Origin of the sequence: Enterobacter sp. 198 (assembly GCF_009025585.1) — a bacterium.
Lineage (GTDB): Bacteria > Pseudomonadota > Gammaproteobacteria > Enterobacterales > Enterobacteriaceae > Enterobacter > Enterobacter ludwigii.
In genome coordinates this window covers 551,486-575,587 of the sequence record NZ_WCIM01000030.1, presented here as the reverse complement: position 1 = coordinate 575,587, position 24,102 = coordinate 551,486, and the positions used below count along the sequence as shown (strand labels likewise).

24 protein-coding genes and 2 pseudogenes are annotated in these 24,102 nt (G+C 54.4%); 16 read left to right on the top strand and 10 right to left on the bottom strand.

Annotated features, from left to right (window positions below; all coding sequences use genetic code 11):
• The first annotated feature begins 2 nt into the window (after nucleotides 1–2).
• The 10 genes and pseudogenes from fliJ to rcsA all read left to right on the top strand — a co-directional run bounded on the left by fliJ (nucleotide 3) and on the right by rcsA (nucleotide 6,781).
• Nucleotides 3–446 carry a flagellar export protein FliJ gene (fliJ, locus tag F8561_RS20865; RefSeq protein ID WP_014170734.1) on the top strand — a complete coding sequence of 148 codons (444 nt, stop codon included), beginning with the start codon at nucleotides 3–5 and terminating at the stop codon, nucleotides 444–446.
• Entirely contained in the window at nucleotides 443–1,681 is a 1,239-nt protein-coding gene (fliK, locus tag F8561_RS20860) for a flagellar hook length control protein FliK (RefSeq protein WP_151887867.1), read from the top strand. The genes fliJ and fliK overlap by 4 nt, the downstream gene beginning before the upstream one ends.
• A 106-nt stretch (nucleotides 1,682–1,787) precedes the next feature.
• Nucleotides 1,788–2,258, top strand: a complete 471-nt coding sequence (gene fliL, locus F8561_RS20855; RefSeq protein ID WP_020883336.1) for a flagellar basal body-associated protein FliL — start codon at nucleotides 1,788–1,790, stop codon at nucleotides 2,256–2,258.
• A 4-nt stretch (nucleotides 2,259–2,262) separates the two neighbouring features.
• A complete protein-coding gene (gene fliM, locus F8561_RS20850) occupies nucleotides 2,263–3,267 on the top strand; it encodes a flagellar motor switch protein FliM (RefSeq protein ID WP_014170737.1) in 1,005 nt (334 codons plus the stop codon).
• Nucleotides 3,264–3,677, top strand: coding sequence for a flagellar motor switch protein FliN (gene fliN / locus F8561_RS20845; protein WP_014170738.1), 414 nt, complete (start codon nucleotides 3,264–3,266; stop codon nucleotides 3,675–3,677). The genes fliM and fliN overlap by 4 nt, the downstream gene beginning before the upstream one ends.
• A 2-nt stretch (nucleotides 3,678–3,679) precedes the next feature.
• On the top strand, nucleotides 3,680–4,054 hold the full coding sequence (fliO, locus tag F8561_RS20840; protein WP_025203802.1) for a flagellar biosynthetic protein FliO: 375 nt from the start codon (nucleotides 3,680–3,682) through the stop codon (nucleotides 4,052–4,054).
• On the top strand, nucleotides 4,054–4,791 hold the full coding sequence (gene fliP, locus F8561_RS20835; RefSeq protein WP_151887866.1) for a flagellar type III secretion system pore protein FliP: 738 nt from the start codon (nucleotides 4,054–4,056) through the stop codon (nucleotides 4,789–4,791). Before fliO ends, fliP begins: the two co-directional genes overlap by 1 nt.
• 9 nt (nucleotides 4,792–4,800) lie before the next feature.
• Nucleotides 4,801–5,070, top strand: a complete 270-nt coding sequence (gene fliQ, locus F8561_RS20830; RefSeq protein WP_008500315.1) for a flagellar biosynthesis protein FliQ — start codon at nucleotides 4,801–4,803, stop codon at nucleotides 5,068–5,070.
• A 7-nt stretch (nucleotides 5,071–5,077) separates the two neighbouring features.
• Nucleotides 5,078–5,879, top strand: a pseudogene (gene fliR / locus F8561_RS20825) (flagellar biosynthetic protein FliR).
• A gap of 278 nt (nucleotides 5,880–6,157) precedes the next feature.
• Complete coding sequence (rcsA, locus tag F8561_RS20820; RefSeq protein WP_008500313.1) at nucleotides 6,158–6,781, top strand: transcriptional regulator RcsA; 624 nt, start codon at nucleotides 6,158–6,160, stop codon at nucleotides 6,779–6,781.
• A 104-nt stretch (nucleotides 6,782–6,885) separates the two neighbouring features.
• Here rcsA and dsrB read toward each other — a convergent pair whose 3' ends face one another.
• Nucleotides 6,886–7,074: a protein DsrB gene (gene dsrB, locus F8561_RS20815; RefSeq protein ID WP_020883333.1), complete on the bottom strand. Its 189-nt coding sequence runs from the start codon at nucleotides 7,072–7,074 to the stop codon at nucleotides 6,886–6,888.
• A 129-nt stretch (nucleotides 7,075–7,203) separates the two neighbouring features.
• Between dsrB and yodD the strand changes: the two genes are divergently transcribed.
• Both yodD and F8561_RS20805 read left to right on the top strand, forming a co-directional pair.
• Nucleotides 7,204–7,431: a YodD family peroxide/acid resistance protein gene (gene yodD / locus F8561_RS20810; protein WP_008500310.1), complete on the top strand. Its 228-nt coding sequence runs from the start codon at nucleotides 7,204–7,206 to the stop codon at nucleotides 7,429–7,431.
• Between the two features lie 302 nt (nucleotides 7,432–7,733).
• Nucleotides 7,734–8,534, top strand: coding sequence for a mannosyl-3-phosphoglycerate phosphatase-related protein (locus tag F8561_RS20805; RefSeq protein WP_151887864.1), 801 nt, complete (start codon nucleotides 7,734–7,736; stop codon nucleotides 8,532–8,534).
• Here F8561_RS20805 and dgcQ read toward each other — a convergent pair.
• From dgcQ to F8561_RS20790, 3 genes are all read right to left on the bottom strand, one after another.
• A complete protein-coding gene (dgcQ, locus tag F8561_RS20800) occupies nucleotides 8,519–10,219 on the bottom strand; it encodes a cellulose biosynthesis regulator diguanylate cyclase DgcQ (protein WP_151887863.1) in 1,701 nt (566 codons plus the stop codon). The two genes, F8561_RS20805 and dgcQ, sit on opposite strands and share 16 nt — an antisense overlap.
• A gap of 73 nt (nucleotides 10,220–10,292) precedes the next feature.
• Entirely contained in the window at nucleotides 10,293–10,475 is a 183-nt protein-coding gene (locus F8561_RS20795; protein WP_014170745.1) for a YodC family protein, read from the bottom strand.
• Between the two features lie 78 nt (nucleotides 10,476–10,553).
• Nucleotides 10,554–11,465, bottom strand: a complete 912-nt coding sequence (locus tag F8561_RS20790) for a DUF808 domain-containing protein (protein WP_020883330.1) — start codon at nucleotides 11,463–11,465, stop codon at nucleotides 10,554–10,556.
• 178 nt (nucleotides 11,466–11,643) lie between these two features.
• Between F8561_RS20790 and yedA the strand changes: the two genes are divergently transcribed.
• Nucleotides 11,644–12,558 (top strand): drug/metabolite exporter YedA, encoded by a 915-nt coding sequence (yedA, locus tag F8561_RS20785; protein WP_020883329.1) that lies wholly within the window; start codon nucleotides 11,644–11,646, stop codon nucleotides 12,556–12,558.
• Here the strand turns inward: yedA and F8561_RS20780 are convergent.
• The 3 genes from F8561_RS20780 to F8561_RS20770 all read right to left on the bottom strand — a co-directional run bounded on the left by F8561_RS20780 (nucleotide 12,530) and on the right by F8561_RS20770 (nucleotide 15,180).
• Nucleotides 12,530–13,021, bottom strand: a complete 492-nt coding sequence (locus F8561_RS20780; RefSeq protein ID WP_020883328.1) for a very short patch repair endonuclease — start codon at nucleotides 13,019–13,021, stop codon at nucleotides 12,530–12,532. The two genes, yedA and F8561_RS20780, sit on opposite strands and share 29 nt — an antisense overlap.
• The gene (locus F8561_RS20775; RefSeq protein ID WP_047744869.1) at nucleotides 13,002–14,417 is read right to left on the bottom strand and encodes a DNA cytosine methyltransferase; all 1,416 of its coding nucleotides are present in this window, start codon (nucleotides 14,415–14,417) and stop codon (nucleotides 13,002–13,004) included. The genes F8561_RS20780 and F8561_RS20775 overlap by 20 nt, the downstream gene beginning before the upstream one ends.
• 61 nt (nucleotides 14,418–14,478) lie before the next feature.
• Entirely contained in the window at nucleotides 14,479–15,180 is a 702-nt protein-coding gene (locus F8561_RS20770; RefSeq protein WP_151887959.1) for a phosphohydrolase, read from the bottom strand.
• A gap of 352 nt (nucleotides 15,181–15,532) precedes the next feature.
• Between F8561_RS20770 and ompC the strand changes: the two are divergent.
• Nucleotides 15,533–16,699 (top strand): annotated as a pseudogene (gene ompC, locus F8561_RS20765) (porin OmpC).
• Nucleotides 16,700–16,757: 58 nt separating this feature from the next.
• Here the strand turns inward: ompC and F8561_RS20760 are convergent.
• A complete protein-coding gene (locus F8561_RS20760) occupies nucleotides 16,758–17,621 on the bottom strand; it encodes an N-acetylmuramic acid 6-phosphate etherase (RefSeq protein ID WP_020883324.1) in 864 nt (287 codons plus the stop codon).
• Between the two features lie 164 nt (nucleotides 17,622–17,785).
• On the opposite strand from F8561_RS20760, the gene F8561_RS20755 reads away from it, so the two are divergent.
• Together F8561_RS20755 and dcuR are read left to right on the top strand one after the other, a co-directional pair.
• Complete coding sequence (locus F8561_RS20755) at nucleotides 17,786–19,402, top strand: sensor histidine kinase (protein ID WP_020883323.1); 1,617 nt, start codon at nucleotides 17,786–17,788, stop codon at nucleotides 19,400–19,402.
• A complete protein-coding gene (gene dcuR / locus F8561_RS20750) occupies nucleotides 19,399–20,118 on the top strand; it encodes a two-component system response regulator DcuR (protein WP_014170753.1) in 720 nt (239 codons plus the stop codon). Before F8561_RS20755 ends, dcuR begins: the two co-directional genes overlap by 4 nt.
• Here dcuR and F8561_RS20745 read toward each other — a convergent pair.
• Both F8561_RS20745 and F8561_RS20740 read right to left on the bottom strand, forming a co-directional pair.
• Complete coding sequence (locus tag F8561_RS20745; RefSeq protein ID WP_151887862.1) at nucleotides 20,099–21,061, bottom strand: FAD:protein FMN transferase; 963 nt, start codon at nucleotides 21,059–21,061, stop codon at nucleotides 20,099–20,101. The two genes, dcuR and F8561_RS20745, sit on opposite strands and share 20 nt — an antisense overlap.
• A gap of 65 nt (nucleotides 21,062–21,126) precedes the next feature.
• The gene (locus tag F8561_RS20740) at nucleotides 21,127–23,907 is read right to left on the bottom strand and encodes a flavocytochrome c (protein ID WP_014170755.1); all 2,781 of its coding nucleotides are present in this window, start codon (nucleotides 23,905–23,907) and stop codon (nucleotides 21,127–21,129) included.
• Nucleotides 23,908–24,102: the final 195 nt, after the last annotated feature.

The window sequence follows — 24,102 nt, the reverse complement described above, 5'->3', positions numbered from 1 at the left end:
TCATGGCGCAAAACAGCGCGTTATCAACGCTGAAAGATCTGGCTGAGAAAGAAGTTGATGATGCCGCATTGCAGCTCGGCGCAATGCGACGCGGGTGCCAGCAGGCTGAAGAGCAGTTGAAGATGTTAATCGACTATCAGCATGAATATCGCACCAACCTCAATACCGATATGACACAGGGCATTGGAAGCCAGCGCTGGATTAACTATCAGCAGTTTATTCAGACGCTGGAAAAGGCGATTGAACAGCATCGCCAGCAGCTTAACCAGTGGACCCAGAAAGTCGACACCGCGCTGAATTTCTGGCGCGAGAAAAAGCAGCGACTGCAGGCCTGGCAGACCTTACAGGACCGACAGATCGCGGCAACGACCCTGGCGGAAAACCGTCTGGATCAGAAGAAAATGGATGAGTTTGCCCAGCGCGCATCAATGAGGAAACCGGAATGATCACATTGCAACAACTGCTGATGACCGACAGCGACCTGTCGGGCGGCATGCAAACAGGGAAAGGCACCGACGGTGCACAAGACTTTCTTTCTCTGCTGGCAGGCGCCCTGACTGACGCAACAGGCCAGGGCAACGATGCGCCGCTGACGCTGGCTGACCTGAAAGCAGCCGGCAGTAAGCTGTCAAAAGTTGCTCAGGAAGCCGGGGGAGAGAACACCCTGCAGGCCAAAATAGCCAACCTGCTCTCGCGTCAGCCAGCCCTGACAGGCGATGAACCGACAGCAGCCACCCCGCTGGACACCCTCGTTTCCGGGCTGGTGCCGGTTTCAAAAGGTGATGCCCTGAAGACCCTGAGCGCGGTGAAAACGCAGGATGACAGCAAAAGCGAGCTGAGCGAAGAAGAGCTGGCAGGGTTGAGCGCGCTGATGGCGATGCTGCCCCACCAGCAGACGGCAACGCCGGTGGCCTCTGGCGCGACAGGTATTGGCGTGACGGCGAAATCAACGCTGAACGCTGCCGCGCTTTCGCAAAATGGTGCAGGTCAACAGTCCATGAGCACCCTGCTGGCGGGCCATGAAAAAGCGCAACAAGCGTCGACTTATCAGGCGCAGGCGCAAAACGCCGATCCGTCTCAACCGGTCAACGCACCGGCGACCCCGATCGTGGTCGCCGCCGCTGAGAAGCAGGATCTCGCCAGTTCACCCTCTTCAACAGCCCCAACCGCAACGCTTGCGCCCGTCATTTCCAGCAACGTCACCAGCCACGCTGCCGCAACCGTTGCCACGGCACCGGTATTGAGCCAGCCGCTGGGAACCCAGGAGTGGCAGCAATCCCTGAGTCAGCACATTACGTTGTTCACGAAACAGGGCCAGCAAACCGCAGAGTTGCGTCTGCATCCGGAAGATCTGGGTCAGGTCCAGATTACCCTGAAACTGGATGATAACCAGGCACAGCTGCAAATGGTGTCAGCGCACAGCCACGTGCGTGCGGCCCTGGAAGCTGCACTGCCGGTCCTGCGCACGTCGCTTGCTGAGAGTGGCATTCAGCTCGCGCAAAGCAGTGTCAGCAGCGAGAGCTTTGCCGGACAGCAGCAGTCCTCCTCTCAACAGCAGCAACAGGCTTCACGTTCCGGTAATACCGGCGGTTTTAATGATGAGAGCGATGAGTTACTGCCTGCCCCTGCCGCCCTGCAATCCGCGGCGCGTGGCAACAGTGCCGTAGACATCTTTGCCTAAACGCCAGAGGTAGCGTGATTATCCCCGTCTTTTCCACGCTTTGACGACAGCAGGACACGGGATAATCACCTTATTAAGCTGTACCGAAACAGGAAGCTCGTATCAGATGACTGACTCCGCGATCACCAAAAAAAGCAAGCGTTCCATCTGGATCCCGCTGCTGGTGTTAATCACGCTCGCCGCCTGCGCTACCGCGGGCTATAGTTACTGGCGTATGCAGCAGGAACCTTCTACCGCTGCGGCCAAAGCCGAACCGCCTCCTCCGCCGGCACCGGTATTCTTCCCACTGGATACCTTCACCGTGAATCTGGGTGATGCGGATCGTGTGCTGTATGTGGGTATTACGTTACGCCTGAAAGATGAAGCCACGCGTGCGCGCCTGAATGATTATCTTCCTGAAGTGCGTAGCCGTCTGCTGCTGCTGTTCTCTCGTCAGGACGCCTCAACGCTTGCTACCGATGACGGTAAGCAAAAGCTGGTCGACGCCATTAAACAGACGCTGGCGACCCCGCTGGTAAACGGTCAACCCAAGCAGGAAGTCACTGACGTTCTGTATACAGCCTTCATACTGCGGTAACGACATGGGCGACAGTATTCTTTCTCAGGCAGAAATCGACGCGCTTCTTAACGGCGACAGCGATAAGAACGATGATCCGCAACCGGGTATTGGCGGCGATAGCGATATTCGTCCTTATGATCCCAATACCCAGCGCCGCGTAGTACGTGAACGTCTGCAGGCGCTGGAGATCATTAACGAACGCTTTGCACGTCAGTTCCGTATGGGGCTGTTTAACCTGCTGCGTCGTAGCCCGGATATCACGGTCGGTGCGATCCGCATCCAGCCGTATCATGAGTTTGCCCGCAACCTGCCGGTGCCAACGAACCTTAACCTGATCCACCTGAAACCGCTGCGCGGCACAGGTCTGGTGGTGTTTTCGCCAAGCCTGGTGTTCATTGCGGTGGATAACCTGTTTGGTGGTGATGGGCGTTTCCCGACCAAAGTGGAAGGTCGTGAATTTACCCACACCGAGCAGCGCGTCATCAACCGCATGCTGAAGCTGGCGCTAGAATCTTACAGCGACGCGTGGAAAGCGATTAACCCACTGGAAGTGGAGTACGTACGTTCTGAGATGCAGGTGAAATTTACCAATATCACCACCTCCCCGAACGATATCGTCGTGAATACCCCGTTCCATGTGGAAATAGGTAACCTGACCGGTGAGTTCAACATCTGCCTGCCGTTCAGCATGATCGAACCGCTGCGTGAACTGCTGGTCAACCCGCCGCTGGAGAACTCACGCAACGAAGATCAGAACTGGCGTGAAAACCTGGTGCGTCAGGTTCAGCATTCTCAGCTTGAGCTGGTGGCGAGCTTCGCGGATATCCCGCTGCGCTTATCCCAGATCCTGAAATTACAACCCGGCGATGTTTTGCCGATAGAAAAACCCGACCGCATTATTGCCCATGTGGATGGTGTCCCCGTGCTGACAAGTCAGTACGGCACAATTAACGGTCAGTATGCGTTACGCGTTGAGCACTTGATCAACCCGATATTGAATTCGCTGAATGAGGAACAGCCCAAATGAGTGACATGAACAATCCGTCCGATGAAAACAGCGGAGCACTGGACGATCTGTGGGCTGACGCGTTAAACGAGCAAAAAACGACTCCGGCCAAAAGTGCAGCGGATGCTGTGTTCCAGCAGCTCGGCGGCGGCGATGTCAGCGGTACGCTGCAGGATATTGATCTGATTATGGATATCCCGGTTAAGCTGACCGTGGAACTGGGCCGCACCCGGATGACCATTAAAGAGCTGCTGCGTCTGACGCAGGGTTCCGTGGTGGCCCTTGACGGTCTCGCCGGCGAACCGCTGGATATTCTGATCAACGGTTATCTCATTGCCCAGGGTGAAGTCGTGGTGGTGGCCGATAAATACGGCGTGCGCATCACCGACATTATTACGCCATCTGAACGTATGCGTCGTCTGAGCCGTTAAGCATGAAAACCCAGGCAACAATATCACAGCCCTCTGCCGTTCCCGGCTCTCCGCTGCTCCAGGTGAGTGGCGCGTTGCTCGGTATTATTGCCTTTATTCTTATCGCCGCATGGCTGGCGAAGCGCTTCGGCCTGGCGGGTAAAACCGCCGGCACCCGCGGTCTGAAGGTCAGCGCCAGCACGACACTGGGGCCACGCGAGCGCGTGGTCGTTGTCGATGTGGAAGATGCACGGCTGGTGCTGGGCGTGACTGCCTCCAGCATCAACGTCTTGCATAAACTGCCGCCAGCCCCGGCAACGGGTGACGAGCGCGCAGAAGTCCCTGCGGATTTTCAGTCCGTCATGAAGAGTTTGCTTAAGCGTTCCGGGAGATCCTGATGCGCCGTTTGTTATCCCTTACGCTTGCGGGCGTCGGCCTGTTTGCCCCTGCGGTTTGCGCGCAACTGCCCGGTCTGGTCTCAACCCCTCTTGCAGGCGGCGGGCAAAGCTGGTCGCTGCCGGTGCAGACGCTGGTTTTCATCACCTCGCTGACGTTTATTCCGGCGATCCTGCTGATGATGACCAGCTTCACCCGAATCATCATCGTCTTTGGCCTGCTGCGCAATGCGCTGGGCACCCCGTCCGCGCCGCCTAACCAGGTACTGCTGGGTCTGGCGCTGTTTTTAACCTTTTTCATTATGTCGCCGGTTATCGACAAGATTTATACCGACGCATACCAGCCGTTTAGCGAAGATAAAATCTCCATGCAGGAGGCGCTCGATAAAGGGGCTCAGCCGCTGCGGGAGTTTATGCTCCGCCAGACCCGAGAGGCGGACCTGGCACTCTTCGCCCGCCTGTCCAATACCGGCGAGCTTCAGGGACCGGAAGCCGTTCCGATGCGTATTCTGCTGCCTGCGTATGTCACCAGTGAGCTGAAAACGGCCTTTCAGATTGGCTTTACCATCTTTATTCCGTTCCTGATTATCGATCTGGTGATCGCCAGCGTTCTGATGGCGCTCGGGATGATGATGGTGCCCCCGGCCACCATTGCCCTGCCCTTTAAGATCATGCTCTTTGTCCTGGTCGATGGCTGGCAACTGCTGGTCAGTTCGCTGGCGCAGAGTTTCTACAGTTAAGGAGCCGTAATGACGCCAGAATCGGTCATGATGATGGGCACGGAAGCGATGAAAATCGCGATAGCCGTTGCCGCGCCGTTACTGCTTGTCGCGCTGGTGACCGGTCTGATTATCAGTATCCTGCAGGCCGCCACGCAGATTAACGAAATGACGCTGTCATTTATCCCAAAAATTATCGCCGTGTTCGTGGCGATTATCGTTGCCGGGCCGTGGATGCTGAACCTGTTGCTGGACTATATGCGCAACCTGTTTACCAATCTGCCGTACATCATCGGCTGACCAGACGATGCTGCACTTCACCAGTGACCAGTGGGTTCAATGGCTTGGCGTCTATTTCTGGCCGATGCTGCGTATCCTGGCGCTGATTACAACGGCCCCCATTCTCAGTGAGAAAACGATACCCAAGCGCGTCAAAGTGGGGCTGGGCATCATCATCACCGTTATCGTCGCCCCTTCTCTCCCGCCAGTGGATATTCCGATCTTCTCGGCGAAAGCGGTGTGGGTTGCACTGCAACAGGTGATGATTGGCGTAGCCGTAGGCTTTACCATGCAGCTTGCCTTCGCGGCCGTGCGGACCGCCGGCGAACTGATTGGCCTGCAAATGGGTTTATCATTCGCCACGTTTGTGGATCCCGGTAGCCACCTCAACATGCCGGTGCTGGCGCGCATTATCGATCTGCTCGCCATGCTGCTGTTCCTGTCGTTCAACGGCCATCTGTGGCTCATCTCCATGCTGGTGGATACTTTCCATACGTTGCCGATTGGGGAAAACCCGGTGAACAGCAACGCGTTTCTGGCGCTTACGCGTGCGGCCGGGCTTGTTTTCCTGAACGGCCTGATGCTGGCGCTGCCGATCATCACCCTGCTGCTGACCGTGAACCTCGCCTTAGGGTTACTCAACCGAATGGCACCGCAGCTCTCGGTGTTCGTCATTGGTTTTCCGCTGACGCTGACGGTCGGTATTTTATTAATGTCATTACTGATGCCCCTTATCGCCCCCTTCTGTGAGCACTTATTCGGCGAGATATTCAATCTGTTAGCAGATATTGTCAGTGAGCTACCGCGTAAATAATAGCCCTCACAGTTGATATTGTCTTTCTGAGGATATTCCTAAAATAAAACGTGAAAAACATCTTCCAGGATATATCTGACGCGGTTTAATTGTTTCTAACCACCTCACAATACTTAATATTTACTTTACTTTAAGAAGATTCCTGGCAAATTATACGTAACTTTACGGGATAGTGAGTCCGCCTGAAAGTCTTTGTCATGCTCACAGGTTTATTAATTTTTTCCATCCCGTATGGCTGTTATGAGCTCTCAGGCAGATGGTGAATTATCGTTACGCATTGAGTGAGGGTATGCCATGTCAACGATCATTATGGATTTATGCAGCTACACCCGGCTAGGGTTAACCGGGTACCTGGCAAGCAGAGGGGTAAGAAAGAGAGACATCAACGATGCACACACCGTTGACGAACTCGCAGCCGCTTGTGACGAACTTAAACCAGGCGTGGTGTTTATTAATGAGGACTGTTTCATTCACGATCCAGCCAACAGTCAGCACATTAAGCAAATCATTAATCAGCATCCAAAAACCCTGTTTATTGTTTTTATGGCGATCGCGAATATCCATTTCGATGAGTATTTGTTGGTTCGTAAAAATTTATTGATCAGTTCTAAATCGATTAAACCAGAGTCGCTGGATGACATTCTGGGTGATTATTTGAATAAAGAAGTTAAAAATGTAGGAGCGGTTAACTTACCCACCCTATCATTAAGCAGGACTGAATCAAGCATGCTGCGAATGTGGATGGCAGGGCAAGGGACTATTCAGATCTCAGACCAGATGAATATTAAAGCCAAAACCGTTTCGTCACATAAAGGAAATATTAAAAGGAAAATTAAAACGCATAATAAGCAAGTGATCTATCACGTGGTACGCCTCACCGATAATGTGACGAACGGGATTTTCGTCAACATGCGTTAGTCGCTAAAAAAACCCTTTGCACCCTACCTTTGATCTCTGGCCTGGCCAGAGATTTTTGCTTCTGTGGACAGTGTCGGGCGCGCCAGTCGCCACCCGACGCCATGCTATTGCGCTTTCTCTACAAAGATGCCATCCGGGTGTCCCAGTTCGTTAAAAAACCAGATGCCGAGCGGGTAGTCTTCAAGTGATACCAGGTACATCGTGCCTTCACTAAACTCTTCAATTGCCAGGACCACACCCGGGCGGCGCGGTCCACCGTCCGTTTTAACGGTTACCCGATCGTTGACCTTCATACGTTCCTCCTCTGGTTTTGAGCCAGTGTAGAACAAAACGCCTTAACTGGCATCGCTGCCCGGTGTGAATGGCGTTTTTGTGCGCAGTCTATACTTACGGTTGGAGACGGCAAAATGAGGTACCCCGTAATGAAGACCGACAAAGAGTACAGCGACACCATCAAACGTGAGGTTGAGGTGGATGTCGATGCCCTGCTGGCCGCCATCAATGAGATCAGTGAGTCAGAAGTCCGTCGTTCAGACGACAATTCAGACAGGGTCATTGTGAACGGAAGGGATTATCACACCTACCGTGAACTGGCGGAGGCCTTCGAGCTTGATATACACGATTTTAGCGTGTCTGAAGCAAATCGTTAGGACGAAAAAAATCCCGGTCATGGGGATGGCCGGGATCAAAACTTGCTTATGCAAGAAGCACTTGAAAATTCGTTACACCAGGAAATCTGATGTACACAAAACACTATCCTCAACCATTTTGTATGACAAGCATATATTCTCATGGCGAATATAATATTTGGTACATAATAAATTTAGTTATGAGGGACAACATGCGCCGCATGCGGGTTTGGCAGGAGAGATACCCTTTTGCCTCACTTAAGCATTAGGATTTTTTTTAGGAATATTCTTAGGTGGCAGTTTGTCAGTTATCAGGAGTCGTTATGCCTTCACTGCAGGATAGCCTGCTGATCTTTTCCGATCTCGACGGCTCGTTGCTCGATATTCATACGTACGAGTGGCAACCGGCCATGCCCTGGCTGGACACCCTCCAGGATAACCAGGTGCCGGTTATTCTCTGCAGCAGCAAGACCGCGGCAGAAATGCTGGATATCCAGCAGGATCTGGGTCTGGAGGGGTTACCCTTCATAGCTGAGAATGGCGCGGTGATTCAGCCCGACGTGCGCTGGGAGACAGGTCGACGCCACATCAGGGGGATGACGCACCGTGACATTCGCCCGCTGATCGACCAGATTCGCCAGCAGTGGGGCTTTAAATTCACCACCTTTGATGACGTCGACGAACGGGTTATCAGCGAGTGGACGGGGCTGACGCGCTATCGTTCGACCCTCGCGCGCCGACACGAAGCCTCTGTCACGCTCATCTGGCGCGACAGCGATGAAAAAATGGCGCAATTTGACGAGGCGCTGGCGCAGTGCGGCCTGAAATGCCTGCAGGGAGCCCGCTTCTGGCATGTTCTGGATGCTCGCTGCGGTAAAGACGTTGCGGTTGACTGGCTAATTGAGCAGTACCGTGAGCGGGAAGGCATTGTGCCGGTCACCCTGGGGCTCGGCGATGGTCCAAATGATGCCCCGCTACTGGACAGCGTGGACTACGCCGTGGTGATCAAGGGCATTAACCGGCAGGGCATCACGTTACGTGACGATAACCCCGCCCGGGTGTACCACACGCAACAGCCCGGACCCGCGGGCTGGCAGGAAGGGCTGGATCACTTCTTATCCTGATCGTGCCAGAACACCCGGTTGCGCCCGCACTGCTTGGCCTGATACAACCGGGCATCCGCCACTGACTGCAGCTGTTCGAAATCGTAATTGTCCTTTTCCTGGGCGCTGCTTACCCCCAGTGAGGCACTGATACGCACGGTGGCGCTCTTTTTCACCAGGATCTCTTTACTGTTGATGCGTGAGCGAATGCGTTCCGCAATCCCCCTCGCCTCTTCAAGCCCGCTGCCGGGCAGTACCACGCAGAACTCTTCCCCACCCACGCGTCCGGCAACATCATTCTTGCGCAGTGCGCTGCCAATCAGGCCCGCGGCATGGGAAAGCACTTTGTCCCCGGCCTGATGGCCAAAGCGATCGTTAATGCTTTTAAAATGGTCGAGATCGATTTGAATCACCGAGAACGGCAGCGACTGCTGCCGACATTTTTCCGACAGCATTTTGGCACGCTCAAACAGGGCACCACGGTTATTCAGGCGGGTGAGCGGATCGTGCCAGGCCTGCCACTGCAAAGAGTGCTGAAGCGTGTACATATTGCTGACCATCCGACGGATAACCAGCCACGAGATAAGAAGCATGGCGGTGAAGAGTGCCCAGAGCAGCGCCAGCACGATACTGATACTGCCGAAGTCCCCCTTCACGCCTTCATGCAGGGTATGAACGCGTAAAATCACACCATCGAAGTGATCGAGCCGCTCCCAGCTGATAAAGCGGCTTCCGAGGCGGATCCCCCCGCCGGTATCGTTCTCAATCGCGTGCGCTATCTGCGCCGTTTCGCGTTCGTCAAACCGGTTCACCAGACTACCGGTCTCTTCTGACGTGGCAATCATATTCAGCCGGGTGTCGTACAGCTGATATTCCCCCTCTGTACGCTCTTGCGTTGCCTCTTCCAGCAGATGTTTCATGGTCTTCAATGAGAAATCCATCGCCACAACGCCATACCAGTAATGGTCAAAATAGATCGGTACGCTGGCCGTGATCATCCGTTCACCACCGGTCCAGGGCGACGGGCTGGAGATAAACCAGCGCACCGCGCGAGCGCGATTGTTACGTTCAGACTGCTGGGTAAACCACGGCTGGGTAACCAGATAGTAATAGCGCTGGCTAATATCACTCGTCTGTTCAGGCGTGTCCGTCGCAAGGTAAAACCCGGCGCGTGACGCATAGATAACCCGCTCTTCACTTTGCCCCACCGAGGACGCCAGTCGGAGTAAATACCCCACTTCGAGGGCAGCAGAAATTTCATTGCTGATACGCTCAGGATCACGATTCAACAGCGTGGTTTTTTCGACGAACGCATCCGACACGCCGTTAATGGGGAGAGTGCGTTTTTTATCAACGGCGAGCTGCCAGCTGGGGCGCGTGCGAAAGGCGTTAAAGCGTGAAATCGCTTCATACAGGACATCAAAGGCCAGCGGCGTCTGGATGGCATCACGCATGCTTTTGCGGAAAAAAAGCATTTTATCCACGCTGTACTGTAACTGCCGGTCCAGCGAAGTGGCTACCATTTCCAGATGATTACGCTGGCTGGAGATATACGCATCTTCCAGTACCACCACCTCTCGCCAGGTCAGGAGCGTGGAAAATATCAGTACGATGAGAAAACAGAGATTAACAATCAACCCCGGATTGCTACGCATATGCAGCCATTGCAGAAAAGATCGTCTTACAACAAAGGTCTCGCGCTGCACACACACTCCCTGATTACTGCCCGACGCCGGATACGGAAGGTAAAAACGCCCGGCAAAGCCGGGCGTTATGTCATTAAGCCTTGTCTCGCTTGCGCTGCCCGTCTCCCGGCTGAAGCTCATCTTCACGGAACGCTTCCCGCTTGATGCTATAACCGTCGTGCCACCGGCATTCCACCATACCGCTGGAATACCCGGTGACAATCATACGTGGGCCGCCCTTCTTAGGCTTAACTTCATCACTGACCAAAAAGACCATACCTGCCTCCTGTATCAGGGTGAAACGTTTTCAATTTAGACGAGGAATGATCTTTTTGCACCCCGCAACAGGTAACAATTAGTGCGACGTTCCGCGGATTTTTTCGACCAGTTTTACGGCCCCAACCACGATAATGCCAATGATAAAGCCCAGCACAAGATTAAGCAGCGTGGGCAGAATCGCCGCCACTATGCTGCCCTGCGCCGAGGCGAAATGTTCAATAGCATGGTGCAGCGGCGCGATACCGTGAACCACAATACCGCCTCCGACAAGGAACATCGCCAGCGTGCCAACCACTGACAGGCTCTTCATCAGCCAGGGCGCGGTCACCAGCAGGCTTTTGCCGATACCTTTGGCGATAGCGCTCGATTTTTCTTCCAGCCAGTAGCCGATATCATCCAGCTTAACGATAAGCCCCACCAGCCCGTACACTCCCACCGTGACCAGAATGGCGATCCCGGAGAGGATCAGGACCTGGTTCAGAAGCGGTGCTTCAGAGACAATACCTAACGTAATGGCCACGATCTCCGCCGACAGAATAAAGTCGGTACGAATGGCACCTTTCACCTTATCACGCTCGAAGGTTTTAGGATCCTGCGCGGCCAGCGCCTCAAGACGCTGCTGGCGCATTTCCGGCGTGTCGCTGTTCTTACGTGCGGCGAACGAGTGCAGGATCTTCTCAGCGCCTTCGAAGCATAAAAATGCGCCGCCAATCATCAGCAACGGCGTGATCGCCCATGGGATAAACGCGCTGATCAGCAGCGCAAGCGGCACCAGGATCACCTTATTCAGGAATGAGCCTTTCGCTACGCCCCATACCACCGGTAATTCACGGTTGGCCCGAACGCCGCTCACCTGCTGGGCGTTGAGCGATAAATCGTCTCCCAGAACCCCGGCGGTTTTCTTCGCCGCCAGTTTTCCCATCACCGAAATGTCATCCAGTAAGGTGGCAATATCATCCAGTAATGTTAATAAGCTACTTCCTGCCAAAATCTCATTCCTTCTTTTTTTGGTAATTAAGTGAATAGTATGGAGCAAAAGTGTAAACCCGGAAACAGGCACCTCGCGTCAACAAAAAATTCACATCAACTACACAATTAAAGGGCTCGCCAGGCCGATAGTTTTGGCGTTTACTGTCAGCGACCTTTTCATTTTGTCGCGAGGGATTATGCGTTTCCGGCAACTGCTACCGCTCATTGGGGCACTTTTTTCGCTGTATATCATCTGGGGTTCCACCTACTTTGTCATTCGTATCGGCGTGGAGAGCTGGCCGCCGCTCATGATGGCGGGCGTACGCTTTCTCTCGGCGGGCGTGTTACTGATGGCCTTCCTGCTGTTACGGGGTCATAAGCTGCCTCCGCTTCGCCCGATGCTCAATGCCGCCCTGATTGGCCTGCTGCTGCTGGCCATAGGGAATGGATTTGTGACGGTCGCCGAGCACCAGAACGTGCCGTCCGGAATTGCCGCCGTCGTGGTCGCGACCGTCCCGCTGTTTACCCTGTGCTTTAGCCGTCTTTTCGGCATCCGCACCCGCAAGCTCGAATGGGTAGGGATTGGGATCGGGCTTGCCGGGATCATCCTGCTCAACAGCGGCGGTAACCTGAGCGGAAATCCGTGGGGCGCAGTGATTATCCTGATCGGCTCCATGAGCTGGGCATTTGGGTCGGTATACGGTTCACGAATTGAGCTGCCGACCGGCATGATGGCGGGCGCGATTGAGATGCTCGCGGCGGGAATTGTGTTGCTGATTGCCTCAACGCTGACGGGCGAAAAACTGACAGCCATGCCGGACCTTTCGGGCTTCCTGGCCGTGGGTTACCTGGCATTATTTGGCTCTGTCATCGCCATTAACGCCTATATGTTCTTGATCCGCAATGTCTCGCCGGCGATCGCGACCAGCTACGCTTACGTGAACCCGGTGGTTGCCGTACTGCTGGGCACCAGCTTTGCCGGCGAAACGTTATCTCCCGTGGAATGGCTGGCGCTGGGCGTGATTGTCTTTGCCGTTGTGCTGGTAACGCTGGGGAAATATCTGCTTCCTGCGAAGCCGGTTGTTACGCCGTGTGAGGTGGAGAAACCGTAAGCGGGTGAATACCCTGGGTGTCGATCTGCGCGGCCTGCCCGCCGCCGCAGATCCACTCTTCCAGCCGTTCTGTCAGGTCGGCATCAGTACGTCTTAATCTGCCGCGCAGCGCGCACTCCCAGACAATCAACACCCGCCAGCCCTGCGCGAGAAGCGTGCTAAGGTCACGGTTGTCCCGCGCGACGTTCTTGCCAATCTTCTCCAGCCAGAAATCCGTACGCGTCGCGGGAACCTTAAACAGGTAGCAGTCGTGGTGATGCCAGAAACAGCCGTGGGTAAAGATGATGCATTGATACGCATCGATAACGAAATCCGGACGGCCCGCAAGCGCGGCATCCTGCACGCGGAAATCAAACCCCGCCTCGGTCAGCAGCCCGGCTAGCCGCTTTTCAATGGCGGTATCACGCGTGCCGATGGCACGCATGTTTTTACTGCGCGTCGCCTTATTGTGAACATCCGTCATTGACGGCCTCACTCTCACGTAACGCCACGGCCTGTCTGATGCGGGAGGCCAGCAGTTTTGCCACCGCCGCAAACGCGGGAACGACCACCGAGTTACCAAACTGCCGATAAGCCTGGGTGTCCGACACCGGAATGCGGAAGGTGTAACCCTGCGGGGTCTCAAACCCCATCAGCCGAGCGCATTCACGCGGCGTTAAGCGGCGCGGACGGTGACGCTGGTTATCGGGATCGTCAAACTCTTTCTCCCCCAGCGCTTTATCCCAGCCCCGGTCGATCAGGATCTCTGCGCCATCTTTATAGTAGCGAGCGGACAACGTGCGCGTCACACAGTGCGGATCGTTCGGATTAACCATCCCGAAGCCAAAACCGTTGCCTTTGGCCTGGTGTTTTTTCGCATAGCGGTAAAGGTATTTCCACAACACCGGGGTGAGGATAAATTTCGCGTCGACGACAGGTTCCAGCAGGTCGGCCACGGTTGGGCGACGCGCAGGATATAAAGAGGGAATATCCCGCAGGGTAAAATCCCCCTTCAGGTTGAGGTCGCGGCGAAAACCAACCAGCACAATGCGTTCGCGGTGCTGCGGCAGGAAATGTTTACCGTCGATGATTTTCGGGTCATCCGCGCCCATATGCTGAGCGTCCGCTACGTCATACCCCAGCTCATCGAGCGTTTGCATGATAATGCGGAAGGTCTTTCCGCCGTCATGGCTCTTGAGATTCTTGACGTTCTCCAGCACGAAAATCGCCGGACGACGGGCATCGATAATGCGGACAACATCAAAGAACAGCGTGCCTTGCGTATCGCAGGCAAAACCGTGAGCGCGTCCGAGGGCATTCTTTTTCGACACGCCGGCCAGCGAGAAAGGCTGGCACGGGAAACCCGCCAGCAGGACATCATGGGCCGGAATTGACTGGCGAATGTGCTCAGCCGCCTCTTCATCACTCACGCCACTTTTGTGGCTCAGCGTAACATCACGGATATCGGCGTTGAAACGGTGTTCATGGGGATCGCAGTACCAGTTGGCTTTGTAGGTACGGACCGCATGTTTGTTCCACTCGCTGGTAAACACACACTGCCCGCCAATGGCCTCAAACCCGTGTCGAATGCCGCCAATGCCGGCAAACAGATCGATAAAACGGAAGGCATAGTTCGGGTGCGCGGCTGAAGGACGCGGAAGCAGGTTTTGCAGGTAACGAAACTCGCCCTCACTCAGACGCTGCCCTGCCCGCTCGCTGGTCAGCAGTCTCTTCAGGATTGCCGGGCTCCAGTGGCTCTCACCGTGCGCCACCAGCTGATTCGCCAGCGTTTTAGCATCATAGATATCCAGCAGCTGGCGCAATAAAGCCTGCACCGTTGCCGTTGATTTCTCAGCCTGCTCTGGCGCGGGCTCACTCACTGATCGATTTTCCTGCATTCTTTTAACCGGAGAATAAAGACTGGAAACAGATTACCACAGTTCACTCGCTCAAACTGCGACGGAAGCGGCTCAGCACCTGGCTATCCAGCCCCAGGCAGTCGCCCTGTAATTCGGCACTTAATTTCGCCATAAACTGGATGAGAAAATCGGCGTTGTGTTGCGCAAGTTCGCGCCCCACGTCTGTGTGCATTGTATCAGGCAAGCGCAGCAGCTTGGTCTGAAAATGGTCGAGGGCAAAGGCGCGGTCATTAAGGGTACGCGCGTCGGCAAACGGGTCTTCAGCGTTAAAGAGCGCCACGCCCAACGCCCCCGATACCGCAAAGACGCGCGCAAGACCAATAGCACCAAGCGCTTCCAGCCGGTCAGCATCCTGAACAATTTTGGCTTCATGACTGTGCGGCGCGATATCGGCGCTAAAACTGTGCGCTTCAATGGCATGCTCCACGGCCGCATAGCGTTCAGAGGAGAAATCCGTAAAATCGCGACGCAGAATGTCGAGCGTCTTGCTGGCCGCCAGACGTGATGACTGACTGCGTTGGGGATGGTTTTTCGGCAGGCTGACAATGTCATGAAAATAACAGGCGGTCAGTACCACCAGTGAATCGACCGCCTGGTTCGCCATGATTTTTTGTGCCGTCATCCAGACACGACGAAAGTGCGAAATATCATGCGCGGCGTCGTGGGTCGCGTGGTTTTCATCGAGCCAACGCTCAAAGCGAGACTGCCACTGCGTAAGTTCCATCATCACGTCCTGTTGTTAAAACGGCTACAATAGCAACTTTCCCCGCCGCTATCACGGCTTGTCCTGACAGGGACGCGTGTACCCTGCATTCCCGAGGAAATATATTTAATATCAATTGGAGATATTAAATAATACTGCCGCTAAATACTTAATGATAATTTATTTCTATATATCCTAAACTCTAATTCACCAGAAAAATAAAGCGACAGATAGAAATATTTTGCAATATTTCTACGATTTTAATTACATTTATTTTTGAACCAAAATGACATTGCGTAGAATAGTATCAATTCTGTAATGACAGAGAGTGATTACATATATTCATATTAATTATCTTTAAAGGGAATATATAATGAAAAGAAAAGTTCTGGCAATTCTCGTACCCGCGTTATTAATGGCTGGCGCAGCACATGCAGCTGAAATGTATAACAAAAACGGCAATAAAGTTGATCTGTACGGTAAGATCGATGCGCGTCATACCTTCTCTGATCACCCTGGGGATGATGGCGATGAAACCTATGTACAAATTGGTTTCAAAGGCGAAACACAAATCACTAACGATGTTATTGGTTATGGCCAGTGGGAATATAAAACCTACGCCAATAATACCGAAGACGCCGGTGATACTTCTTTTAACCGTCTGGCGTACGCTGGCCTGAAATATGGCGAATACGGTTCATTCGATTACGGTCGTAATTACGGCGTCGTGTATGATGTTGAAGCCTGGACCGATATGCTGCCCGTATTTGGGGGCGATTCTTATACCTGGACCGACAACTTCATGGTCGGCCGTGCAAACGGTGTGGCGACCTACCGTAATGCCGATTTCTTCGGCCTGGTTGAGGGTCTGAACTTTGCGCTGCAGTATCAGGGGGCAAACGAAGGTCAGGACGCAACAGAAGATCAGGAAGGGACCAAGAACGGTCATAACGACGTGCGTTTCCAGAACGGTGACGGCTTCGGTATGTCCACGACCTATGATTTCTCCGGCGATCTGTCTGGCCTGACCTTAGGCGCGGCCTACTCCTCTTCTGACCGTACCAATGAGCAGGAAGCGAAGGGTATACAAGACAGCGCACGTTTCGCCGGCGGGAAGACTGCGGAAGCGTGAACCGTTGGCGCGAAATATGATGCCAACAGCGTTTATCTGGCGATGATGTATGCGCAAACCCGTAATATGACGCCATATGGCGATACCGGGATTGCGGATGAGACGCAGAACTTTGAAGCCGTGGCGCAATACCAGTTCGACTTCGGCCTGCGTCCGTCCCTGGCATGGGTTTACTCCAAAGGCAAGGACATGACTTATCCTGGCAATGCGGGTAACCCACAGGGCCAGCATGGCGACATGGATCTGGTTAACTATATCGACGTCGGCATGACCTACAACTTTAACAAAAACTTCTCCACCTATGTTGATTACAAAATCAACATGCTGGACAACGACGAAAGCTTCTACGAAGCAAACGGCATCTCTACAGATGACATCGTTGGCGTAGGTATGACGTACCAGTTCTAACTTCCTAGTATAAAAAAAAGCCCGCATCGCGGGCTTTTTTTTATTCAACAGAGAAATGTTACGGAGCTTCCTGCAGTGCCAGACGAATAAAGCCGTTATTCTGCGCCAGCAGTTCATGCGCCTTCCAGGCATCCAGCCCTGTCAGCACCATCAGCACCGCTGTTTTACAGTTATGGTTGCAGCTCTCCAGCGCGGCTTTCGCCGCTGACCGGGTGCATCCCCCCGCTTCCATGACGATGGCAATTTGCCGTTCAGACCATTTGGTGTTGCTGGCGTCCAGATCCACGCGCAGGTTGCTGAACACGCGTCCGGTTCGAACCGCCAGGCCGGTGGTTATCATGGTCAGGATCATTTTTTGTGCGATCCCGGCTTTGGTATTGATATAACCCGCGATCGCGTCCGCGCCGAGCTCCGGGGCAATCACCATGCTCGCCAGCTGCGCGGCTTCACTTTGCGCGTCATCCGTAATAGCCGCGACCGGGGAACCCAACGACCACGCATGGCGCATCGCGCCCCAGACCCACGGTGTTTTGCCGCTGACGGTGACCGCCAGCATCATATCCTGTTCACCAAATTTGATGGCCTGCAGGTCGGCGACACCGCGCTCGTAGCTGCCCGCCTCCTCTCCCGCCGTTATGGCGATCACTGGCGTTTTTCCCGGGGCATACTCATCGGCTGCCTGCTGCGCGACACGGCCTGACGGGCCGGCGCCAACAATGACCAGACGACCACCGTGACTCAGGGTCGCAGCGGCGTTATCCACCACGCGGGCGATCGTTGTTAAACATGGGGTTATTGCAGCGGAGATGAGGGCATCATCCTGGTGAATGACTTTCAGCATGTCCAGCGTGGACAATCTATCGATATTCATCGTGCTGGCGTGCCGTCTTTCCTTGACCGAACCGGTAAGCGTAATGCTCATAAACAACCTCCTTATTATGAGTACCCCTACACTATAAAGTGTTTTAGACAGGTGACCTGCGAGGAGGGTCACGAAAAGAGGACCGAATCCATGCCTTTACATGGCTTTAAGAAACGCGCGTCATCGGCGATAATTACCCCTTTCTTAATCATCGCGGAGTTTTGATGAGCGATTTGCAGCCCTTCCCCCTGACGCGCAAGCGCCCCATGAAACTGAACACCCTGGTCACGTTAATGGTGTGCGCGATTATCGGTTCTGTGCTGCTGTTGGTATTTGCGCTCTATTCCGTCCAAATCACCCGTGCCACCCGCGATGATGTTAAGGATACGGCCCTTGGGATCGCGCGAACGCTGGCCGACAGTCCCGAAATTCAACGCGGTCTGATGCAGGCTCCCCAGGCGGATATTATTCAGCCCATCGCCCAGGCGGTCACCAGGCGCAACGACCTGCTCTTCACCGTCGTCACCGACATGCGCGGTATTCGTTACTCGCACCCGAACGAAGCCCTGCTAGGTCTGCACTTTATCGGCGATGACCTGACGCCCGCGCTGGAAGGAAAGGAGCATGTCGCCGTTAACCGGGGTGCCCTCGCGGAAGCGCTTCGCGTCTTTACTCCCGTCTTTGATAGCCAGCACGAGCAGATCGGCGTAGTGGTGGTCGGCATCTCCCTTAAAAAAGTGGAAGATCAGATTGCCCGTGGGCGGCTTAACGCCGTCTGGACCATATTATTCAGTATATTGATGAGCTCGCTGGCCATCTGGGGTCTGGTTCGCGTGCTCAAACGTATCCTGTTCGGCCTTGAGCCGTATGAGATCTCTGCGCTGTTCGAACAGCGGCAGGCGATGCTGCAGTCGCTTCGCGAAGGGGTACTGGCCGTGGATATTCAGGGCCGGGTGACGATGATTAACCACACCGCCAGAGAAATATTGCTTCTGCCTTCCGGCAAACAGACCGAAAATGCCAGTGCTCCCCTGCTGGCAAGCCTGCGGGAAGTCTCGAAGAGTGGCATTGCACGCAAGGATCAGGAGATCAGCTGCAACGGGCGACTCTTGCTGTGCAACATGGTGCCTGTTAAAAGCCAGGAGCGGGTTATTGGTGCCATCACCACTTTTCGCGATAAAACGGAAATCAGCCAGCTGATGCAGCGTATTGATGGCATGGTCAATTATGTCGATGCCCTGCGCTCCCATACGCACGAGTTTATGAATAAACTGCACGTGATCCTCGGTCTGCTGCATATGAAGCGCTACGACAAACTTGAAGAGTACATCATCCAGACGGCGCATAATTATCAGACCGATATTGGTACCATTCAGAGCAAAGTTAAATCTCCGGTGATAGCCGGGTTCCTGCTGGGTAAAATCAACCGGGCTAAGGAAGCAGGGATCGCCCTGACGCTGGCCGATGAGTGCCAGATACCGGATACCGCCAACGAAGAGCAGGTTGCGGTGCTGATTACCGTGCTGGGTAACCTCATTGAAAACGCGCTCGACGCGATGGAAGGACAGCAGGAAGGCGAAATTGGCCTGCTGCTACATTATCAGAATGGCTGGCTCAGTTGCGAAGTCAGCGACGATGGCCCCGGTATTGATCCGGCTCAGCTCGAGGCTGTTTTTACAAAGGGCTTCTCAACCAAAGGCGAAAATCGCGGCGTTGGGCTGTTCCTTGCTCGTCAGCAGATCCAGAACCTGGGCGGAGACATTACCGTCGAGTCTGAGCCTGGCGTATTTACCCAATTTTTTGTTCACATCCCCTGGGATAGCGAGAGGAATATCGCGTGATAAATGTGTTAATTGTCGATGATGACGCCATGGTGGCCGACCTCAACCGTCTGTATGTCAACCGTGTTGAAGGCTTTAGCTGCTGCGGCGTCGCCTCCACGCTCAACCAGGCCAGGGCTATCATTAACGACCCCAGCCAGCCTGTCGATCTGGTGCTGCTGGATGTCTATATGCAGCAGGATAACGGGCTGGATCTCCTTCCCGTCATCCGTGCCTCAGGCCGGCCGATCGATGTCATTATGATCTCCTCCGCCGCCGATGCCGCCACCATCCAGACCTCCATCCATTACGGTGTGGTGGATTATCTGATTAAACCGTTCCAGTTCCCGCGTTTTGAAGAGGCGCTGAACGGCTGGAAGGCAAAGCACAGCCTGATGGGATCGCATCAGTACTATGAGCAGGCCGACGTCGACAGATTGATCCACGGCGGTGCGCCGGAACTGGCGGACAGTAAAAAACTGCCGAAAGGGTTAACGCCGCAAACGCTGCGTACGATTTGTCAGTGGATTGATGCGCACCCGGAGACGGAGTTTTCCACCGATGATCTGGCAAACGCGGTTAATATCTCGCGCGTGTCCTGTCGCAAATACCTGATCTGGCTGGCGCAAATCAACATCCTGTTCACCAGCATTCACTACGGTGCCACCGGGCGGCCGGTGTATCGCTATCGCCTGCAGCCCGAGCAGACGGCACTGCTCAAGCAGTACTGTCAGTAACGCGGTAGCTGTTATCCAGCAAGGTAAAGCGGAAGTGGTGCGCTGAAGAGAGCACCACTTCTTTTGTTTTGGTCACGAAGATTGCTTCAATGTCGGGTCGTGCACGCAGCGCTGAACAGCCTTTACTGACGCCCATGCCGTACATCAGCGTGGTCCAGATATCACCATCAATGGAGTTTTTCGAAATGATGGTGACGCTGTCCAGTTCGTTATCCAGCGGATAGCCGGTGCGCGGGTCAAGTATGTGGTGATAACGCCTGCCGTTTTGCTCAAAAAAGCGTTCGTAGGTACCCGATGTCACCACCGACATGTTCTCTACGGTCATCGTACCGATCAGCGCCTCCCCGGCGAACGGTTTTTTGAGCCCCACGCCCCAGCCCCCCTCCGGTGAACCCAGCGTCTGGATATTACCGCCAAGATTAATAAGCCCCAGTTGAGCGCCCTCTTTACGCAGGTAATCGCGCACTCTGTCGGCGATATAGCCTTTGGCGATAGCCCCCAGATCAATCTCCATGCCCGCCCGGGTCAGGAAGACGCTGCTGCTGGCCTCATCAAGGACCACATCCTCAGGATGGGTAATGGCGAGCAACGACGCGATTTCATCGGCAGGCGGAACGCTATCTCCCCGAAAACCGATTTTCCAGCGTTTCACCAGCGGGCCGATGGCCAGGTTAAATGCGCTGTCCTTGAGCTGGCTTGCCGCTTTCGCACAGCGGATAAGCTCAAAAACCGGGCGACTGACGGTGACAGGATGCAGACCGGCAGCATGGTTGATATCCATCACCTGCGAGCTGGCACGGTTGACGGTCAGCAGGTCTTCATACTGTTTAATCAGTCTAAAAACGCGAGAAGCGAGGGCTTCATCATGAGAGAAAAGCTTCAGGAGAATGGGCGATCCCATCAGAACGGCGGAGTAACTGTAGACGCGGTGGTCAGAAGACATGGTGCAAGCTCCCTGGTTGAAATGCCGGATACACGGCGCGTATCCGGCATACCCTTACGGCTGACTTACGCCCTTTTCGCGCGCATCGCCGCCTGATGTCCGGCAAGCGTACCAAAAATAATGATATCTGCCACCGCGTTACCCCCGATGCGGTTACCACCGTGGATACCACCGACCACTTCACCGGCCGCAAATGCCCCTGGCAGCACGTTGTGGTTGCTGTCCAGTACACAGGTTTCGGTGTTAATGGTCACACCGCCCATGGTGTGGTGCACGCCCGGCGCAATCTGAATGGCATAGAATGGCCCTTCGTTAATTGGTGCACGCAGCGCGGTCGTACGGCCAAAATCGTCATCGTGCTGTTTTTCAACAAAGCCGTTGTAACGCTCCAGGGTCGCCAGGAAGGCGTGATAATCCATACCCAGGGCTTCAGCCAGCGCTTTAGGTGAGCTGGCGCTGGTGACAAACCCTTTGGCGATGTACTCATCTGCCGCTTTGTTTTTGGCGCGGACATGCTCATCAAAGACGATGTAAGCGTATTTCTCCGGCAGGGCGATAATTTGTGCAGAGACTTTATCGCGGGTTTCCATCTCGTTGAAGAAACGGTTCCCCTGCTGGTTCACCAGAATCGCCCCGCCACCGCGGATGGATTCGGAAATCAGGTACGAGGTTTTCTGCTCAACGGTTGGGTGGATCTGGATTTCCCCCATATCGACCGTACCGGCGCCAATACGCTCCAGCAGCGCGATACCGCCCCCTGTCGCCCCTTTGTGGTTGGTGGTCACGAAACCTTCCAGGTCAGGACGGTACTTCACCACCATCTGGCTATTGGCGCTGAAACCACCGGTAGCCACAATGACGCTTTTGGTTGCTACGGTAAGGGTTTCGTTTTCTTCCGTGGTCAGACGTACGCCAGTGACTTCGCCGTTCTCGAAGAGAATGTCGCTAACCGACGTATCGAGCATGACCTCGATGTTGCGTTTGTTGACGTTACGCACCAGGCCGCTAATCAGATAGCCGCCCACCGCAGAACCGTCTTTTGGACGGTGAGTACGGTCGATGCTCATCCCGCCGGTGGTGGTGATGTCGTTGAGCATAATGCCGCGGGTCGCCAGCCACTCGATCGCCTGCGGGGCATTTTCCACAAAGCGGCGCAACAGTTCCGGGTTGTTCTTGTTTTTACCGCCTTTCAGGCTTTCCTGATAGAACAGCTCTTTGCTGTCCTGAATTCCTTTCACCCGCTGGAAGCGTGTTTCCGCGGCGTTCATCCCCGCAGACGCTTTAATGGTGTTACCGCCGATGGAGGGCATTTTCTCAACAATCAGCACGCTTGCGCCTTCGTCATGCGCCTGGATTGCTGCGGCCAGACCCGCGCCACCGCTACCGACCACCACAACGTCAACGCTTCGGGTCTCGTTCGGGTCGACACCCTCTTCGGCTGCCAGCGCTTTGCTGGATTTCAGCATGGCTTTGGACACCGCTTTTTTGACCGCTTCACTCTGGCTGGTTGCACCGGTAATGGCATCCACGTGCGGGGTGTTTGCATCCAGAATACGGGTGCGGATCTCTTCGAAGCTGGTGACAAACTCAACGTCCTGGGTCGGGCCAGAAGCCAGTTCAATGTCGGCGATGCGGTCGGTCTCCAGGCTGACGTTAATCACCAGTTCGTTGCTATCGTCCCGAACATTCTCAATAAACATGCCCGGTTTAAATTTCGATTCACCCATGCTCATATCGCGGATCATCGCCTCCACCAGCGAGAAACGCCACAGCGGCTCAGGGATGCTTAGCGCTTCGCGTCGGGTGCTGTCCATAAACAGTTCCAGCGTTTCTCCCGCCGCGATGCGGTCTGTCCAGTCTGGATAGGCGATGGTGGCGCGGCCTACGGCGATAAGATCGTAGCCATGTTCCAGCGCCTCGTTCGCATCCGCGGCATTGACCACGCCACCGACGCCCATGACCGGCACCTGCGCCAGCGTGTCAGAACGCATTGCGCGGTATTTTTCGATAAGCGGGGTCGGATCCTGCGTGTCGACAATAGAAGGACGCAGGGTTGCGCCAACGGAGAAGTGCAGATAATCCACACCGCGCGCGGCCAGCTTTTCCAGCAGGTACATGGTGTCTTCAAAGCGGATGCCCGGCTCTTCCAGCTCTTCAGGGGAGAAGCGATAGCCGATGATAAAGGCGTCATCGGCGTACTGGCGCACCATTTTATGGGTGATGTCGAGCACGGCCAGCGGGAATTTCGCGCGGTTATCGCGGCTGCCACCCCACTCGTCGTCACGCTGGTTAGAGTTTGGAGAGTAGAACTGCTGAATCAAATAGGTGTTGGCCCCATGGATTTCAACGCCATCGAAACCCGCCTGAATCGCACGGCGTACTGCTTCACCGAACTTACCAATCATCCCTTCGACTTCTTCTCCCGTCAGGGCAACCGGCGTGGCGGCGCCGTCACGTGGCGCGGCAACGGCACTTGGCCCCACCGGCGTGCGGCCACCGATCAGTTTCGGATCAACCATGCGGCCGCCGTGGTAGATCTGCAGCAGCGCTTTAGATCCTTTGGACTTAATCGCCTCAGCGATCTTCGCCAGCCCGGCGATTTTCTCGTCGTTATCAATGCCAATCGCACCCGGGAAGGCGAGACCGAGATCGTCAACAAAGCAGCACTCAACAATAATGGTACCAATACTGCCTGAGCGGGCGCGATAGTACTCAACCAGCTCGCTGGTCACCGTACCGTCGTAATAACCGGTACAGGTCGTCATAGGGGCCATTAACAAACGGTTTTTCAGTTCGGTACCATTCGGTAATGTGAAGGGGCTTAGAATACGTTCGTTAGTGCTCATAATAGAAACTCCAAACTTTAAAATTAAGAATTCGTTATCGGGCTCAGTTTTATTTCGATTTTTTATTCCGATGTCATAATACTAATATAATGATTTTTTTAGTTTCCAAACCTATTACGTTAGTTAAAAAACTATTTAATCTCTTCAATAACATTAATAACACATTGGTGTTAGCAATATTAATTACTCCATTCA

What these genes read in the sequence shown, in the direction of transcription:
- fliJ (WP_014170734.1), top strand. Translation starts at nt 3, where the DNA reads ATGGCGCAAAACAGCGCGTTATCAACGCTGAAAGATCTGGCTGAGAAA.
- fliK (WP_151887867.1), top strand. Translation starts at nt 443, where the DNA reads ATGATCACATTGCAACAACTGCTGATGACCGACAGCGACCTGTCGGGC.
- fliL (WP_020883336.1), top strand. Translation starts at nt 1,788, where the DNA reads ATGACTGACTCCGCGATCACCAAAAAAAGCAAGCGTTCCATCTGGATC.
- fliM (WP_014170737.1), top strand. Translation starts at nt 2,263, where the DNA reads ATGGGCGACAGTATTCTTTCTCAGGCAGAAATCGACGCGCTTCTTAAC.
- fliN (WP_014170738.1), top strand. Translation starts at nt 3,264, where the DNA reads ATGAGTGACATGAACAATCCGTCCGATGAAAACAGCGGAGCACTGGAC.
- fliO (WP_025203802.1), top strand. Translation starts at nt 3,680, where the DNA reads ATGAAAACCCAGGCAACAATATCACAGCCCTCTGCCGTTCCCGGCTCT.
- fliP (WP_151887866.1), top strand. Translation starts at nt 4,054, where the DNA reads ATGCGCCGTTTGTTATCCCTTACGCTTGCGGGCGTCGGCCTGTTTGCC.
- fliQ (WP_008500315.1), top strand. Translation starts at nt 4,801, where the DNA reads ATGACGCCAGAATCGGTCATGATGATGGGCACGGAAGCGATGAAAATC.
- rcsA (WP_008500313.1), top strand. Translation starts at nt 6,158, where the DNA reads ATGTCAACGATCATTATGGATTTATGCAGCTACACCCGGCTAGGGTTA.
- dsrB (WP_020883333.1), bottom strand. Translation starts at nt 7,074, where the DNA reads ATGAAGGTCAACGATCGGGTAACCGTTAAAACGGACGGTGGACCGCGC.
- yodD (WP_008500310.1), top strand. Translation starts at nt 7,204, where the DNA reads ATGAAGACCGACAAAGAGTACAGCGACACCATCAAACGTGAGGTTGAG.
- F8561_RS20805 (WP_151887864.1), top strand. Translation starts at nt 7,734, where the DNA reads ATGCCTTCACTGCAGGATAGCCTGCTGATCTTTTCCGATCTCGACGGC.
- F8561_RS20795 (WP_014170745.1), bottom strand. Translation starts at nt 10,475, where the DNA reads ATGGTCTTTTTGGTCAGTGATGAAGTTAAGCCTAAGAAGGGCGGCCCA.
- yedA (WP_020883329.1), top strand. Translation starts at nt 11,644, where the DNA reads ATGCGTTTCCGGCAACTGCTACCGCTCATTGGGGCACTTTTTTCGCTG.
- F8561_RS20780 (WP_020883328.1), bottom strand. Translation starts at nt 13,021, where the DNA reads ATGACGGATGTTCACAATAAGGCGACGCGCAGTAAAAACATGCGTGCC.
- F8561_RS20770 (WP_151887959.1), bottom strand. Translation starts at nt 15,180, where the DNA reads ATGGAACTTACGCAGTGGCAGTCTCGCTTTGAGCGTTGGCTCGATGAA.
- F8561_RS20760 (WP_020883324.1), bottom strand. Translation starts at nt 17,621, where the DNA reads ATGAGCATTACGCTTACCGGTTCGGTCAAGGAAAGACGGCACGCCAGC.
- F8561_RS20755 (WP_020883323.1), top strand. Translation starts at nt 17,786, where the DNA reads ATGAGCGATTTGCAGCCCTTCCCCCTGACGCGCAAGCGCCCCATGAAA.
- F8561_RS20745 (WP_151887862.1), bottom strand. Translation starts at nt 21,061, where the DNA reads ATGTCTTCTGACCACCGCGTCTACAGTTACTCCGCCGTTCTGATGGGA.
- F8561_RS20740 (WP_014170755.1), bottom strand. Translation starts at nt 23,907, where the DNA reads ATGAGCACTAACGAACGTATTCTAAGCCCCTTCACATTACCGAATGGT.